Annotated in this window: 16 protein-coding genes; 13 read left to right on the top strand and 3 right to left on the bottom strand. The window is 30.8% G+C overall.

The genetic code is table 11. The features are described from left to right. The 5 genes from KA468_RS05555 to KA468_RS05535 all read left to right on the top strand — a co-directional run. Window positions 1-779: thiamine pyrophosphate-dependent enzyme (locus tag KA468_RS05555; RefSeq protein WP_291241945.1), on the top strand; the 779-nt coding region annotated here is incomplete at its 5' end. Window positions 780-782: 3 nt separating this feature from the next. Continuing rightward, window positions 783-2,381 carry a 2-oxo acid dehydrogenase subunit E2 gene (locus KA468_RS05550; protein ID WP_291241944.1) on the top strand — a complete coding sequence of 533 codons (1,599 nt, stop codon included), beginning with the start codon at window positions 783-785 and terminating at the stop codon, window positions 2,379-2,381. An 80-nt stretch (window positions 2,382-2,461) separates the two neighbouring features. Then, window positions 2,462-3,139, top strand: a complete 678-nt coding sequence (locus KA468_RS05545; protein ID WP_291241943.1) for an SDR family oxidoreductase — start codon at window positions 2,462-2,464, stop codon at window positions 3,137-3,139. Between the two features lie 36 nt (window positions 3,140-3,175). Further along, the gene (locus KA468_RS05540) at window positions 3,176-4,012 is read left to right on the top strand and encodes a BRO family protein (RefSeq protein WP_291241942.1); all 837 of its coding nucleotides are present in this window, start codon (window positions 3,176-3,178) and stop codon (window positions 4,010-4,012) included. After that, window positions 4,013-4,615, top strand: a complete 603-nt coding sequence (locus KA468_RS05535; protein WP_291241941.1) for a SprT-like domain-containing protein — start codon at window positions 4,013-4,015, stop codon at window positions 4,613-4,615. Window positions 4,616-4,682: 67 nt separating this feature from the next. Here the strand turns inward: KA468_RS05535 and KA468_RS05530 are convergent, their stop codons facing one another. Then, window positions 4,683-5,018 carry a hypothetical protein gene (locus KA468_RS05530; RefSeq protein WP_291241940.1) on the bottom strand — a complete coding sequence of 112 codons (336 nt, stop codon included), beginning with the start codon at window positions 5,016-5,018 and terminating at the stop codon, window positions 4,683-4,685. Window positions 5,019-5,191: 173 nt separating this feature from the next. Between KA468_RS05530 and KA468_RS05525 the strand changes: the two genes are divergently transcribed. Both KA468_RS05525 and ctlX read left to right on the top strand, forming a co-directional pair. Next, window positions 5,192-6,106: a dimethylarginine dimethylaminohydrolase family protein gene (locus KA468_RS05525; RefSeq protein WP_291241939.1), complete on the top strand. Its 915-nt coding sequence runs from the start codon at window positions 5,192-5,194 to the stop codon at window positions 6,104-6,106. Window positions 6,107-6,167: 61 nt separating this feature from the next. Continuing rightward, the gene (ctlX, locus tag KA468_RS05520; RefSeq protein WP_291241938.1) at window positions 6,168-7,106 is read left to right on the top strand and encodes a citrulline utilization hydrolase CtlX; all 939 of its coding nucleotides are present in this window, start codon (window positions 6,168-6,170) and stop codon (window positions 7,104-7,106) included. Window positions 7,107-7,185: 79 nt separating this feature from the next. Here the strand turns inward: ctlX and KA468_RS05515 are convergent, their stop codons facing one another. Then, a complete protein-coding gene (locus KA468_RS05515; RefSeq protein WP_291241937.1) occupies window positions 7,186-7,827 on the bottom strand; it encodes a MarC family NAAT transporter in 642 nt (213 codons plus the stop codon). A 110-nt stretch (window positions 7,828-7,937) separates the two neighbouring features. Between KA468_RS05515 and KA468_RS05510 the strand changes: the two genes are divergently transcribed. Beyond that, entirely contained in the window at window positions 7,938-8,294 is a 357-nt protein-coding gene (locus KA468_RS05510; protein WP_291241936.1) for a CoA-binding protein, read from the top strand. A 41-nt stretch (window positions 8,295-8,335) separates the two neighbouring features. Here KA468_RS05510 and KA468_RS05505 read toward each other — a convergent pair whose 3' ends face one another. Continuing rightward, entirely contained in the window at window positions 8,336-9,826 is a 1,491-nt protein-coding gene (locus KA468_RS05505; RefSeq protein ID WP_291241935.1) for a sodium:solute symporter, read from the bottom strand. Window positions 9,827-9,902: 76 nt separating this feature from the next. Between KA468_RS05505 and KA468_RS05500 the strand changes: the two genes are divergently transcribed. The 5 genes from KA468_RS05500 to KA468_RS05480 all read left to right on the top strand — a co-directional run bounded on the left by KA468_RS05500 (window position 9,903) and on the right by KA468_RS05480 (window position 14,836). Beyond that, window positions 9,903-10,394: a hypothetical protein gene (locus KA468_RS05500; RefSeq protein WP_291241934.1), complete on the top strand. Its 492-nt coding sequence runs from the start codon at window positions 9,903-9,905 to the stop codon at window positions 10,392-10,394. 72 nt (window positions 10,395-10,466) lie between these two features. Further along, entirely contained in the window at window positions 10,467-11,087 is a 621-nt protein-coding gene (recR, locus tag KA468_RS05495) for a recombination mediator RecR (RefSeq protein WP_291241933.1), read from the top strand. Between the two features lie 48 nt (window positions 11,088-11,135). Continuing rightward, entirely contained in the window at window positions 11,136-12,524 is a 1,389-nt protein-coding gene (locus KA468_RS05490; RefSeq protein ID WP_291241932.1) for a UDP-glucose 6-dehydrogenase, read from the top strand. A gap of 3 nt (window positions 12,525-12,527) precedes the next feature. Continuing rightward, window positions 12,528-13,961 (top strand): MBOAT family O-acyltransferase, encoded by a 1,434-nt coding sequence (locus KA468_RS05485; protein ID WP_291241931.1) that lies wholly within the window; start codon window positions 12,528-12,530, stop codon window positions 13,959-13,961. Then, on the top strand, window positions 13,961-14,836 hold the full coding sequence (locus KA468_RS05480) for a hypothetical protein (RefSeq protein ID WP_291241930.1): 876 nt from the start codon (window positions 13,961-13,963) through the stop codon (window positions 14,834-14,836). The genes KA468_RS05485 and KA468_RS05480 overlap by 1 nt, the downstream gene beginning before the upstream one ends. Window positions 14,837-15,081 lie beyond the last annotated feature (245 nt).

Here is a 15,081-nt window from a genome sequence, read left to right as displayed (position 1 = left end):
TTGGTATGGGTGTAGATCCAAGAGCCGTAATGGCAGAATTATTAGGAAAAGTTACCGGAACTTCAAAAGGTATGGGTGGTTCTATGCATATTTTTTCTAAAGAACACGGTTTTTATGGTGGTCATGGAATTGTTGGTGCTCAAATTCCTGTTGGTGCAGGTATGGCTTTCGCCGATAAATATTTCGAAACAGGTGGTGTAACATTGACTTATTTTGGAGATGGAGCAGCACGTCAAGGATCATTACATGAAGCATTTAATATGGCAATGTTGTGGAAACTCCCGGTTGTTTTTATTTGTGAAAATAACGGATATGCTATGGGAACTTCAGTAGAAAGAACTGCCAATCATACAGATATTTGGAAGTTAGGTTTAGGATACGAAATGCCTTGTGGACCTGTAGATGCAATGAATCCTGTTAAAGTAGCCGAAGCCATGCATGAAGCTATGGAACGTGCTAGAAGAGGAGAAGGGCCAACTTTCTTAGAAATGAAAACATACAGATACAGAGGACATTCTATGTCTGATGCACAACATTATAGAACTAAAGAAGAAGTAGAAGAATACAAAAAAATTGATCCAATTACTCAGGTTTTAGATATTATTAAAGAAAAAAAGTATGCTACTGAGGCAGAAATTGAAACAATAGATCAAAGAGTAAATGATTTAGTTGCTGAATGTGAAAAATTCGCAGAAGAATCTCCATTCCCTGAAACACAACAATTATATGATGTGGTTTACGAACAAGAAAATTATCCATTTATTCCTCACAGACTATAAATTATGGCAACAGTAATTACAATGCCCCGTTTAAGTGATACCATGACAGAAGGCGTGGTAGCCACTTGGTTGAAAAAAGTGGGAGACACAATAAAAACAGGTGAAATTTTAGCGGAAATTGAAACCGATAAAGCCACAATGGAATTTGAATCATTCTATGATGGTATTTTATTACATATAGGTATTCAAGAAGGAGAATCTGCTCCGGTAGACTCATTATTGGCCATTGTTGGAAAACAAGGTGAAGATATTTCTGCTTTATTAAATGGAAATACTACCGCTTCTGCTGCCGAAGAAGTTAAAACAGAAACTAAAACAGCTTCAACGCCATCTGAAATTCCAGCTGGTGTAAAAGTAGTAACGATGCCTCGTTTGTCTGATACTATGACTACAGGTACTGTAGCCACTTGGTTGAAAAAAGTAGGCGATACCATTAAAGAAGGTGATATCTTGGCTGAGATTGAAACGGATAAAGCTACTATGGAATTTGAATCTTTCAATTCTGGTACTTTATTATATATAGGTGTAGAAGAAGGTGGTACAGCTCCAGTTGATACAATTTTAGCAATATTAGGGCCAGCAGGAACAGATGTTTCAGGAATTGCTGCTAACTATTCAGTGGGTGGAACAGTTGAAACTCCAAAGGTTGAAGAGGTTAAGCAAGATTTAAACCCAACACCAAATACCCAACACCCAACACCTAATACTAATGATAGAATTTTCGCATCGCCTTTAGCTAAAAAAATCGCTTCAGACAAAGGTGTAAATTTATCTCAAGTTAAAGGAACAGGTGAAAATGGAAGAATTACAAAATCAGATGTAGAAAACTTTACTCCATCTGCTGTTAGTACTCCAGTTCAAGCTGTTACAGATGCAACTAATACAGTTTCAGCCGTGAAGCCTTTCGTTCCAGCAGGAGAAATGTTTCAAGAAGAAATTAAAAATTCGCAAATGCGTAAAACCATTGCGAGACGTTTATCAGAATCTAAATTTACAGCACCACATTATTATTTAACAATTGAGTTAGATATGGATAATGCGATTGCCTCAAGAAATACAATTAATAGCTTGCCAGAAACTAAAGTATCATTTAACGATATGGTTATTAAGGCTTCTGCAATGGCATTGAAAAAACATCCACAAGTAAATTCTCAATGGAGAGAAGACGCAATGGTAATTAATCATCACGTAAATATTGGCGTAGCTGTTGCTGTTGAAGATGGCTTGATGGTTCCGGTATTAAAATTTACAGATCAAATGAGTTTAACTCAAATTGGTGTAAGTGTAAAAGATTTAGCTGGAAAAGCAAAATCAAAGAAAATTCAACCTGCTGAAATGGAGGGAAGTACTTTTACCATTTCTAACTTAGGAATGTTTGGAATTCAATCATTTACTTCAATTATCAATCAACCCAATTCAGCCATTTTATCTGTTGGAGCCATTGTTGAAAAACCAGTGGTTAAAAAAGGACAAATTGTAGTTGGTAATACGATGACTGTAACTTTAGCTTGCGACCATAGAACGGTTGATGGAGCTACAGGCGCTAAGTTTTTACAAACGTTTAAAGCGTTTATGGAAAATCCAGTTACGATGTTAGCATAAAAAAATATTTTATAATAATGAAATCCTGAAAAATTATTTTTCAGGATTTTTTTTTATATTTACATAAAACAAATACTATTTTGAAAAATATAATAATTACAGGAACTTCTCGCGGAATTGGCTATGAAATGGCTTTACAGTTTGCTAATGCCGGTCATCAAGTTTTAGCTATTTCTCGTAAAACACCTCAAGTTTTAATGGAGCACGAAAACATTACGTGTTTATCAATTGATATTTCAGATGAAAATCAATTGCAACAAGTACACAATTTTGTTTCGAAAACTTGGAAAAAAGTGGATGTGTTAATTCATAATGCTGGGAGTTTACTTCATAAAAATTTCACTGAAATTTCTTCACTAGAATTTCAACATATATACAAAGTAAATGTTTTCGCTGTCGCAGAACTAACTAAAATTTGCATTCCTTTTATGGGAAAAGGAAGCCACGTGGTTACTATAAGTTCAATGGGAGGCATACAAGGGAGTATGAAATTCGCTGGACTTTCTGCTTACAGTTCAAGTAAAGGAGCCGTTATTACCCTATCAGAATTATTAGCTGAGGAATACAAAGAAAGTGAAATTGCATTTAATGTTTTAGCCCTGGGCGCTGTCAATACAGAAATGTTACAAGAAGCTTTTCCAGGATATGAAGCACCGCTTTCTGCCAAAGAAATGGCGGATTATATATTTAATTTTGCCTTAACTGGAAATAAATATTATAATGGAAAAGTACTTCAGGTAAGTGCTTCAACACCTTAAAAGTAGTAACATGATTTCAAATTAAACTATACACCTATGACTAAATTAAACGCCATTCAATTATTTGAAGATAAAAAAGTAAGAACCGTTTGGGATTCTGAACAAGAAAAATGGTTTATTTCTATTATTGATGTAATAGAAGTTTTAACCGAAAGTGAGCGTCCAAGAAAATATTGGAGTGACTTAAAAAAGAAATTAGAAAAAGAAGGAAGTCAGTTGTCCGAAAATATCGGACAACTGAAGATGCAATCATCAGACGGTAAATTTTATAAAACTGATATAGCGGATACAGAACAACTTTTTAGAATTATTCAAACCGTGCCTTCACCAAAAGCTGAACCTATTAAACTTTGGTTAGCTCAAATTGCTTCTGAAAGATTGGATGAAATGCAAGATCCAGAACTTTCAATTGATAGGGCTTTAGAGCAATATCTTCAATTGGGCTATTCAGAAAACTGGATAAATCAACGCTTAAAAAGTATTGAAATCCGTAAAGAATTAACAGATGAATGGAAAAATAGAGGGGTAAAAGAAGGACAACAATTCGCTATTTTAACAGATATTATTTCTAAATCTTGGTCAAATAAAACTACAAAAGAATATAAAATATTAAAAGGACTAAAGAAAGAAAATCTTAGAGACAATATGACAAATACGGAGTTAATTTTAAACATGTTAGCAGAAGCTTCAGTAAAAGATATTTCACAGTCTGTAAATCCTGAAACTTTTGAAGAAAACAAAATCGTAGCTGCTCAAGGTGGAAATGTAGCAAATGTAGCAAGGAAAGAATTAGAAGCAAAAACAGGAAAAAAAGTAATTACGGCTTCTAATGCAAAAGCACTTTTAAATAGTAAAAATAGCGATACCAATTAAATGTCAAACGTTTTACAAAAATATTTACCAGAACATGCTGTAGCACCCGTTTTCGAATTGATTAAGCAAAATCACGTGCATTTGAAAATAGTAAATGAACGAAATACGCGTCACGGCGATTATCGTAGACATCCAGACGGGTTTCATCAAATCACGGTCAATGCCAATTTGAATAAATACCGATTTTTAATGACGTTAATTCATGAAATTGCTCATTTGGTTGCCTTTGAAAAATATGGTAGAAACATTTTACCTCATGGAACGGAATGGAAAATTACGTTTCAGCATTTAATGATTCCGTTTATTCGTCCAGAAATTTTTCCTCATCAAATATTGCCTTTAATGGCAAGACATTTCAGAAATCCCAAAGCAAGTTCAGATACGGATGCTACTTTGTCATTAGCTTTAAAGCAATTTGATGAAAGAAATACAGAGCATAATTATATTTTTGAAATTCCGTTTGGTAGTACCTTTCGTATTAAAAATGGAAAAGTTTTTAAAAAAATTGCTTTACGTGTAAAACGATACGAATGTTTAGAAATAAGCTCAGGAAGATTATTCTTATTTCAACCTAATGCAGAAGTTGAGGTCATTTCAAATTAATTATACTATTAAATTTAAAAAAAAAGCTTCAGAATTTTCTGAAGCTTTTTTGTATGTATATAAAAGGTTACTCTTTTTTTGTAGTCGTTTTTTTAGGAGTAGCATCTTTTGTTGTTGTCTTTTTTGCTGGAGCTTTTTTAGCTGGAGCTTTCTTTGGAGCTGCTTTTATTGATGTTTTCTCAGTTGTTTTTTCAACTTTATCTTTCGCTGCTACTTTTTTTGCAGGTGCTTTTTTAACGGCAGCTTTTTTAACAGGAACTTTTTTAACTATTGGCTTTTCTTCAATTACTTCAGAAGCTTTTTCCAATTTTGGTTCAGCGATTTCTGATTTTTTTACAGTTGTATTTTCTTCAGTTTGTTTAGCTTTTCCAAATAATGAGCTAAAAAAATTTAATAATCCCATAATAATTTAGTTTTAAGTTTGTTCAAAGATAAGTAATTGGAAATCAATACACAAAATATTATTTTAACAAATTGTAAAATTGTTTTGAATTCGTATTCAAACTTTTACAATAAAACCAAAGTTCTCTCTTTCTCAATCGTTATCAATTTTCTATATTTGTAAAAAACAGTTTTATGTTATCATTAAATGTAAAAAACGAAACCTCAAGATTACGGACTGTAGTACTTGGAACTGCTATAAGTAATGGACCAACACCTTCAGTTGAAGAAGCTTATGATCCAAAATCATTAGAGCACATAAAAGCAGGAACCTATCCAATTGAAGCAGATATGGTTACTGAAATGGAAGCTTTTAATGCTGTTTTTCAAAAATATGATGTAGAAGTTTATCGACCAGAAATTATTGAAAATTATAACCAAATTTTTTCAAGAGATATTGGTTTTGTTATTGATGACATTTTTATTAAAGCGAATATTTTACCAGATAGAGAACGAGAATTAGATGCCATTCAATACATAATAGATAAAATAGATCCAAATAAAGTGGTTCGTCCACCAGAAAATGTTCATATAGAAGGTGGCGATGTAATGCCTTGGAATGACTACATTTTTATTGGTACTTATAAAGGTTCAGATTATAAAGATTACATTACGGCAAGAACAAATATGGAAGGAGTAGCTTACATTCAAAATTTGTTTCCAAATAAAATAGTTAAAGCTTTCGATTTGGTAAAATCTAAAATTGAACCGAGGGATAATGCGTTACATTTAGACTGTTGTTTTCAGCCAATCGGAACAAATAAAGGAATAATTTACAAAAGCGGTTTTCGTGAAGAAGCGGATTATATGTTTCTTGTAAATTTGTTTGGTAAAGATAATTTGTTTCATATCGAAAGAGAGGAAATGTATCATATGAACTCAAATATTTTTTCAATAGCTCCAGATGTAATTGTATCTGAGAAAAATTTCACAAGATTAAATACTTGGTTACGCCAAAACGGTTTTACAGTAGAAGAAATTCCTTATGCCGAAATTTCAAAACAAGAAGGACTGCTAAGATGTTCTACTTTACCATTAATTAGAGATTAAATTAATTTGTTTCAAGTTTCACGTAATAATACCTGAAACCTGAAACTTTAAACAAAATAAAATGAAACAAACTACCAACACCATATTAATGATTCGTCCCGTGGCGTTTCGTATGAACGAACAAACAGCTGTAAACAATTATTATCAAAAAGTTTTAGATGATTTAACTCCAGAAACGGTAAATTTTAAAGCAGTGCAGGAATTTGATGCCTATGTTGAAAAATTAAAAAGTGTAGGCGTACAAGTAATTGTAATTCAAGATAAAAAAGAACCTGATACACCAGATAGTATTTTTCCAAACAACTGGATTTCTTTTCACGAAACAGGTGATGTAGTTTTATATCCAATGTTTGCCGAAAACAGAAGATTAGAACGTAGAGAAGATATATTGGATGTTTTGGAAGACAAAGGTTTTGAAATAACTGAAATTATGGATTATTCTTCTGCAGAAGAGGATAATGTATATTTAGAAGGAACCGGAAGTTTAATTTTAGACAGAGAATTTAATAAAGCATATTGCGCACTTTCGCCAAGAGCTGACGAAGAATTATTTATCGAATTTTGTGAAGATTTTGATATGTCTCCCATTATTTTTGAAGCCTTCCAAACTGTTAATGGCGAAAGAAAAGCGATATATCATACCAATGTAATGATGTGTATTGCGGAAACGTTTGCCGTAATTTGTGCCGATTGTATAGATGATAAAAAAGAACGCAAAATGGTTTTAGAAAACCTTAAAGCGGACGGTAAAGAAATTATTTTAATCACAGAAGAACAAGTAAATAATTTTGCAGGAAATATGTTACAAGTTCGTGGTGCGGCTGATAAACGTTATTTAGTAATGAGCAATTCCGCTTATCAAAGTTTAACAAAAGCACAAATTGATAAAATCGAAAAACATTGTGAAATTTTACACGCAAGTTTAGATGTTATTGAAGCGTGCGGTGGTGGAAGCGCTCGTTGTATGATGGCTGAGGTTTTCTTACCGAAAGTAGAATAACACAAGCTTTTAATTTTGTATAAACCAAATTCCAGTTAAATTTAATTGGAATTTGGTTTTTTTTTGGAATTTTCTAAATTTAAATTCCTCTAATAATACTTAAAACGGCACTTATTATATATTGAATTCCGATAGCAATGGTTAAAAATCCAATAATTCTGGATATGGCAACAATTCCTGATGAACCTAATATTTTTGCTAAATAATGTGCACTTCGTAATATTAAATAAATTAAAATGGCTACAGCTAAAATAGCTAAACAAGAAAATAATATTTCCGAAGTGGTTATAGAAGCGTCAGATTCTGTTAATTCTTGATAATAGGCAATTAATAGCGAAATAGATCCAGGGCCAGCAAGCATAGGCATTGCTAAAGGAGTAAGCGCAATATTTTGGCGAGTTTCTACTTCTTTCTGAACCTTTTTATTAATTCCTTTATTCTTACTAAAGTTTCCATTTAATAATGAAAATCCCGAACTGGCTATAATAATTCCACCTGCAATTCGTAATGCCGTAATGGTAATTCCGAAAAAAGACAATACATATTGACCTACAAAAAACGAAATAAGTAAAATAACAAATACATTAATTGATGTAATTAATGACGTTTTAGATCGTTCCGAAGCGGAATAGCCTTGTGTTAATCCAACAAAAATAGGCACGGTTCCAATTGGATTTAAAACCGAAAATAAGGCGGCAAATAAATAAATAAAAATGTCCATAGTTTTTTTGCAAATATATTGTGTTATTCAAAGATAGAATTTATAATACAATTATTTAAATGTAAATTAAAAAACATTTTGTAATTTAGTGTGAATAAAATCTCAATAAAATGAAAACATTAGTTTTAGGCGCTACCACAAATAAAGAAAGATATGCTTACAAAGCGATACAAAGTTTAATTAATAAAACCCATCAAGTTGTAGCAATCGGAACCAAAGAAGGTATGGCTTTAGATGTTAAAATTGAGACAACTAAATTTCCATTTACGGGAATTGATACCGTTACGTTATATTTGAATCCAAAGAATCAAGAAGACTATTACGACTATATTATTTCATTAAAACCAAGACGTGTATTATTTAATTCAGGTACTGAAAATCCAGAATTTTATGAAATCTTAAAACAAAATAATATTGAAATTGAAGTGGCTTGTACGTTGGTTTTATTGGCTACAAATCAATATTAGTCGAAAGTCAAAAGTTGTAAATGAAAATCTTAAAGAACAACTCAAACACTTTTTTTACTTATTAAGTATAATCCAATAAAAGTAATTAATCCGTTAACAATAATTAATTCTTCTGCAAATGCATACGGGATTAATTTTGGAGATTCCGCATCAATTCCAGAATTCATACTAATTAAAAAAGTTATAGCTGGCGATAACAAACAAATAAAAGGCACCAATTTGTCTTTTACAGAACGGTTTTTAACTAAAATTCCAAAAGCAAATAAACCTAAAAGCGGTCCGTATGTGTACGACGCAACTTTGAATATTAGTTTTACAACTGATTGATTGGTTAATGAATTAAAAATTAAAATCACCAAAAATATTGCCAATGAAAATCCAATATGCACAAGATGTCTTGTTTTTACCGTGTTTTTTGTTTCCTCTTTTTTCTCCATTCCTAAAAAATCAATACAAAATGAAGTAGTTAATGCAGTTAAAGCGGAATCTGTTGTTGCAAAAGTAGCAGCGGTTAATCCTAATAAAAACACAACTGCTGGTACTAAAGCAAAATGATTGAATGCTATTTCAGGAAATAATAAATCTGTTCTTACTGCACCATCTAACACCGGTACTGGGATGTTGTTTTTTGTTGCGAATAAGTACAATAGTGCTCCCACACTCAAGAAAAATAAATTAATGATTATAAAAATTCCTGTAAACGTAAACATATTTTTTTGCGCTTCTTTGATATTCTTACAGCTTAAATTTTTCTGCATTAAATCTTGATCTAATCCCACCATTGCGATGGTAACAAAAATCCCACCTAAAATTTGTTTTACAAAATGTTGCCCTGAACCTATAAAATCTTCAAAAAAGAAAATTTTAGAATATTTTGAATCATTAATTTTTGTAATGGCTTCACTAAATCCAAAATCTAAACTGTCACAAACAAAATATATAGTAAAAAACACAGAACTTACTAAAAATACAGTTTGTAAAGTATCTGTAATAATAATTGTTTTCAATCCGCCTTTATAAGTATACGCAAAAATTAGTCCTAAACTTATCAAAACAGTCGCCCAAAATGGGATGCCATAGGTGTTAAAAACAAAATTTTGTAACACTAAAACCACTAAATACAATCTAAAGGCAGAACCAATTGTTCTGCTTAATAAAAATATAAAAGAAGCGGTTTTATAACTAAAATAGCCCAATCGTTGTTCTATATATGTGTAAATTGATGTTAAATTAAGTTTGTAATATAATGGTAATAATACGGTAGCTACAATAATAAAACCAATTGCATTACCTAAAATAAATTGAAAGTATGCAAACTGATTGGCTTCTACAGCGCCAGGAACTGAAATAAAAGTAACACCTGAAAGCGCTGTTCCAATCATACCAAAAGCTACTAAATACCAAGGTGATTTACTATTTGCTTTAAAAAAAGTATCGTTGCTACTGCCGGATTTTTTGTTCATGAAATAGGAAATTCCAAACAAAACAATGAAATACGAAACAAAAAATAGTAGAATTGTAATTGGTTGCATAATTTTTTTTTACAAAAATAACAGAATAATGTATATTAGTGGCATATTTGTTTAAATTTGAAAAAAAATAATTAAGATGAAAAATTTATTTACAAGAAAGTTCGTAAGCTTTTTAACTTTTTTTATGGTATGCAGTTCTGCATTTGGTCAAAAATTAGAAAGTAAAGAAAAACTGGCACCTGCAGTTGTTATTTTTATGGATTTTAATAAATCCTTATATGCCAAAAGCGAAGGTAATGCTTATTTTTCTGAAGATCCTAAGGCCGCTTTAGTTGGCATGATTGTTCCAAAAAAATATAGTGTTTTGATGGAGGAAATGAAAAAAGATGGGGCAGAAGGTGTAAAGAATTTACAAAATGGGGAATTTGAAAATGCTGGGCAAAATTACTTTTTCTATTCAGGAAATATTATAGTGGAAAAAACGAAAGAGTTTTTCTTAGAAGTTTTATTGAAAGAATTAGATGCAGACCATTGTGTTGTTGTTACATCTATGTTTCAGCCTGCTCATAAAGAAATTTTTGGTAAAGAAGGAAAACAAGCTATTATTTCTGCACAAATTTTAAATTAGCACAAAATAAAAACGTAAAAAACCTATTTATATTTATGTAAATAGGTTTTTTCTTTTTAATATATTTGCAGAATGGAATTCTCGTCAAAATTATTGGAAAATGCAGTTAATGAAGTAGCAATGTTGCCTGGTATTGGTAAACGAACAGCTATGCGATTGGTGTTGCACTTGCTAAAACAACCAGCAGAACGAACACTTTTATTAACAGATGCAGTAACTAAAATGCGAAATGAGATTATTTATTGTCAAAATTGTCATAATATTTCTGATTTTGCCGTTTGTGAAATTTGCAATAATCCTTCAAGAGACTATTCGATAATTTGCGTGGTTGAAGATGTTAGAGACGTTATGGCAATTGAAAATACTAGAATGTATAAAGGCATTTATCATGTTTTAGGTGGTAAAATATCTCCTATTGAAGGTGTTTCTCCAAGCCAATTAAATATTAATTCTTTGGTAGAAAAAGTGAAGCAACAAAAAGTTTCAGAAATAATTTTTGCGTTGAGCTCCACTATGGAAGGTGATACTACAAATTTTTATATCTTTAAGCAAATTAAACCATTTTCAATAAATGTGTCAACAATTGCAAGAGGTATTTCTGTTGGTGACGAATTAGAATACGCAGATGAAGTTACATTAGGAAGAAGTTTATTGCAAAGAATTCCTTTTGAGAGTTCAATGAAATCTATTTAAGATTTCTTTCAAGTAAAAAAAAACAGTAAAGATAAAGTAAGGTATAAGATGATTAAAAATATTTGTTGTATTGGTGCAGGTTATGTTGGAGGTCCAACTATGGCGGTTATTGCTCAAAAATGTCCACATATTAAAGTAACGGTTGTAGATTTAAATCAAGATAGAATTAACGCTTGGAATAATGAAGACGTAAGTTTATTACCTATTTATGAACCTGGATTAGATGCTGTAGTAAAAGAAGCAAGAGGAAGAAATTTATTTTTTTCAACCGAAGTTGATCAAGCCATTGATGAGGCGGATTTAATTTTTATATCAGTAAATACACCCACAAAAACGTATGGTGTAGGAAAAGGTATGGCAGCAGATTTAAAATATATCGAATTATGTGCCAGACAAATTGCTCGTGTAGCTAAAACAGATAAAATAGTTGTTGAAAAATCAACTTTACCGGTACGAACGGCTCAGGCAATAAAAGATATTTTAGACAATACAGGAAACGGTGTAAATTTTCAAATTTTATCGAATCCTGAGTTTTTAGCAGAAGGCACAGCAATTGAAGATTTGTTTGCTCCAGATAGAGTATTAATTGGTGGAGATACTACAGTTGAAGGTCAAGATGCTATTCGTAAACTGGTTGAGGTGTATGCAAATTGGGTAAACAAAGAGCTTATTTTAACGACAAATGTTTGGTCTTCTGAATTGTCAAAATTAACAGCAAATGCTTTCTTAGCGCAACGCGTTTCTTCTATTAATGCAATGAGTGAATTGTGTGAGAAAACAGGTGCCGATGTAAATGAAGTAGCAAAAGCCATTGGTTTAGACAGTAGAATTGGTTCAAAATTTCTAAAATCATCAGTAGGTTTTGGCGGTTCTTGTTTTCAGAAAGACATTTTAAACTTAGTATATATCGCTAAATCATATGGATTAAATGAAGTTGCCGATTATTGGGAACAAGTAATCATTATGAATGACCATCAAAAGCGTCGTTTTTCAAAAAATATTATTAATACGTTATACAATACCGTTTCGGGTAAAAAAATCGCTTTTTTAGGTTGGGCTTTCAAAAAAGACACAAACGACACTCGTGAATCTGCTTCTATTTATGTAGCAAATGATTTAATTAGTGAACGTGCAAATATTGCTGTTTTTGATCCAAAAGTTGAAGAAAATCAAATTCTTTCGGATTTAAATTATTTAGAATCTCGTTCAGCTGAAGAAAATAAAAAATACATCTCAGTAGAAAATAATGGCTACGATGCATGTAATAACGCGCACGCTATTGCTATCTTAACAGAATGGGATGAGTTTAAAACCTACGATTGGCAAAAAATATATGACAATATGCTAAAACCTGCTTTTGTTTTTGATGGAAGAAATGTATTAAACAAAGCAGAATTGGAAAAAATTGGATTCACTTATCAAGCAATTGGTTCATAAATTATGTTTTTTAATTCCCTTCATTTTGCTATTTTTTTACCAATAATTTTTATTTTATATTGGTTTGTTTTCAATAAAAATAAATCGTGGCAAAATAGTTTATTAATTATTGCAAGTTATTATTTTTACGCTTGTTGGGATTGGCGTTTCCTTTTTTTATTAGTCTTTTCTACTCTTTTAGATTATTTTTCAGGTATTCAAATAGAAAAAAGCAAATCAGTTAAAGAAAGCAAATTCTGGTTTTGGTTAAGTATTATAATCAATTTAGGGTTTCTTGGCGTTTTTAAATATTACAATTTTTTTGCCACTTCATTCACCGAATTACTAAATGGCTTCGGATTTCAAGTAAATCCGTTGTTGATTAAAGTAATTTTACCTGTCGGAATTTCGTTTTATACCTTTCACGGCTTATCATACGTGATTGATATTTATTACAAACGTATAAAAGCCGAAACAAATTTCATCGACTATTCGCTTTTCGTAAGTTACTTTCCTTTATTAGTTGCAGGACCTATTGAAAGAGCTACACACTTATTGCCGCAAGTAAAAGTAAAAAGAGAATTTAATTTCGAAAAAGCCAAAGTAGGCGTCCATCAAATTATTTGGGGATTAGTAAAAAAAGTAGTCATAGCGGATTCTTGTGCCTTGTACGCTAATGAAGTATTTAACCATCAAGAACAAATGAATTCGTTGTCCTTATTATTAGGTGCGATTTATTTTGCTTTTCAAATTTATGGCGATTTTTCAGGATATTCAGATATTGCTTTAGGAACCTCAAAGTTATTTGGAATTGATTTATTGAAAAATTTTAATTTCCCATATTTTTCAAGAGATATCGCCGAGTTTTGGCGACGTTGGCACATTTCATTATCTTCTTGGTTTAGAGATTATTTATACATTCCTTTAGGCGGAAGCAAAGGTGTGAAATGGATGCAGGTGCGTAATACGTTTATTATCTTTTTAGTAAGTGGTTTTTGGCACGGTGCTAATTGGACATTTATCGTATGGGGTTTACTAAATGCCATCTACTTTTTGCCGTTACTATTGCTAAATAAAAACAGAAATAACTTAGAAGACATTCATTTTAAATGGAATTTTGAAGGAGTAAAAACGATTTTACAAATACTTATAACTTTTTCAATGTCCACTTTTGCTTGGATATTTTTTAGAGCAAAATCCATTTCCGTCGCTATTTTGTACATAAAAAACATGTTTACGAATTTAAATTTTGATAGTCAATATTTAAATAATGCTCGTTATGCTCCAGAATTGTTATGGTTAATTGGTGCTTTTGTATTATTTGAATGGTTTAACAAATACAAAATAGAGCCTATTTCTGGTAAATTTGAAAATATAAAATTATTGTTTTGCATTTTAGCCATTTTAGCATTAGGAGTTTTCTCAGATTATAAAGAATTTATTTATTTTCAGTTTTAATGAAACGTTTTTTTAAACTTACAGTTCTTTTTGTATTTATACTTTTTGTAGCTTCATTGTTATTAGATGTGATTTTTACAACAATAATTTCTCAATCATCAGAAAGAAATAAAGTAGAAAACGTGCTGCATTCATTTGGTAAAAAATATGATGTAGTTATTTTGGGAACTTCTCGAGCCAATAATCATTTTGTAACTGATTTGTTTGAAAAGAAAGGACTAAAATCCTTTAATTATGGTATTAGCGGTTCGCATTTATTTGAAACGTCATTGTTGTTAAAACTAATGATGGCAAATAAATTTCAAATTAAGAATCTAATTCTGGAAGCGGATTTAAGTATTTGTAATGAAAAAAGAGACGAAGGAACAACAGCGCGTTTTATGCCTTATATTCATACGAATTCTATTATTAAAGAACATTATAAAAACGAGATAGATTTTAAGCAACTATATTATGTGCCTTTTTACAGATATATAAAATTTGATGCTAAAATTGGTTTTAGAGAAGTATATGAAGTACTTGCTGAAAAACCAACAAATACACTATATAATAAAGGATATTACCCCTTAATCTCAGATAAAAAAGGAAGTATGAAAAATGATATTTCAACATTAAAAGTGATCCGAAATAAATATTACGAAGAAATTAAGAAAATCTGTAAGCAAAATAATATCAATTTAATTGTAGTGATGACACCTATGTGTAAAAACACAAAAGGATTAGATTATTTTGACAACGTAAAAAAACAATATCCAGAAATAAATAATTTTGAAAATACGGTTACAGATGATCGTTATTTTGCATCTTGTGGACATCTAAATAATGAGGGTGCTATTATCTATACAAATCACATTATAAATACATTTTTCAAGTAGTACATTTTTGCGCTTTTTTTCGTTTTTATTTGCTTTCAATTTCTCCAAAAAAATCTAAAATCAGCTTATTTTTTCTTTTTTATTGGTTTTTATACTGATTTTTTTGCTTTCTCTAAAACCCTATTAATCAAGATGGTTAAACCACAATTTGACTGTTTAATACATCTTAATAAAATGTTAATTACTTGATATTCAGAAAAATAATAAAAAATGTTGTATCTTTGCCAAGTTAATTCAATTGGAGT

This window comes from Flavobacterium sp. (genome assembly GCF_017985075.1).
Classification (GTDB): domain Bacteria; phylum Bacteroidota; class Bacteroidia; order Flavobacteriales; family Flavobacteriaceae; genus Flavobacterium.
The sequence above is the reverse complement of the archived record's forward strand: the minus strand, read 5'-3'. Positions and strand labels throughout refer to the sequence as shown.

What these genes read in the sequence shown, in the direction of transcription:
- KA468_RS05550 (WP_291241944.1), top strand. Translation starts at nt 783, where the DNA reads ATGGCAACAGTAATTACAATGCCCCGTTTAAGTGATACCATGACAGAA.
- KA468_RS05540 (WP_291241942.1), top strand. Translation starts at nt 3,176, where the DNA reads ATGACTAAATTAAACGCCATTCAATTATTTGAAGATAAAAAAGTAAGA.
- KA468_RS05535 (WP_291241941.1), top strand. Translation starts at nt 4,013, where the DNA reads ATGTCAAACGTTTTACAAAAATATTTACCAGAACATGCTGTAGCACCC.
- KA468_RS05530 (WP_291241940.1), bottom strand. Translation starts at nt 5,018, where the DNA reads ATGGGATTATTAAATTTTTTTAGCTCATTATTTGGAAAAGCTAAACAA.
- KA468_RS05525 (WP_291241939.1), top strand. Translation starts at nt 5,192, where the DNA reads ATGTTATCATTAAATGTAAAAAACGAAACCTCAAGATTACGGACTGTA.
- ctlX (WP_291241938.1), top strand. Translation starts at nt 6,168, where the DNA reads ATGAAACAAACTACCAACACCATATTAATGATTCGTCCCGTGGCGTTT.
- KA468_RS05515 (WP_291241937.1), bottom strand. Translation starts at nt 7,827, where the DNA reads ATGGACATTTTTATTTATTTATTTGCCGCCTTATTTTCGGTTTTAAAT.
- KA468_RS05510 (WP_291241936.1), top strand. Translation starts at nt 7,938, where the DNA reads ATGAAAACATTAGTTTTAGGCGCTACCACAAATAAAGAAAGATATGCT.
- KA468_RS05505 (WP_291241935.1), bottom strand. Translation starts at nt 9,826, where the DNA reads ATGCAACCAATTACAATTCTACTATTTTTTGTTTCGTATTTCATTGTT.
- KA468_RS05500 (WP_291241934.1), top strand. Translation starts at nt 9,903, where the DNA reads ATGAAAAATTTATTTACAAGAAAGTTCGTAAGCTTTTTAACTTTTTTT.
- recR (WP_291241933.1), top strand. Translation starts at nt 10,467, where the DNA reads ATGGAATTCTCGTCAAAATTATTGGAAAATGCAGTTAATGAAGTAGCA.
- KA468_RS05490 (WP_291241932.1), top strand. Translation starts at nt 11,136, where the DNA reads ATGATTAAAAATATTTGTTGTATTGGTGCAGGTTATGTTGGAGGTCCA.
- KA468_RS05485 (WP_291241931.1), top strand. Translation starts at nt 12,528, where the DNA reads ATGTTTTTTAATTCCCTTCATTTTGCTATTTTTTTACCAATAATTTTT.
- KA468_RS05480 (WP_291241930.1), top strand. Translation starts at nt 13,961, where the DNA reads ATGAAACGTTTTTTTAAACTTACAGTTCTTTTTGTATTTATACTTTTT.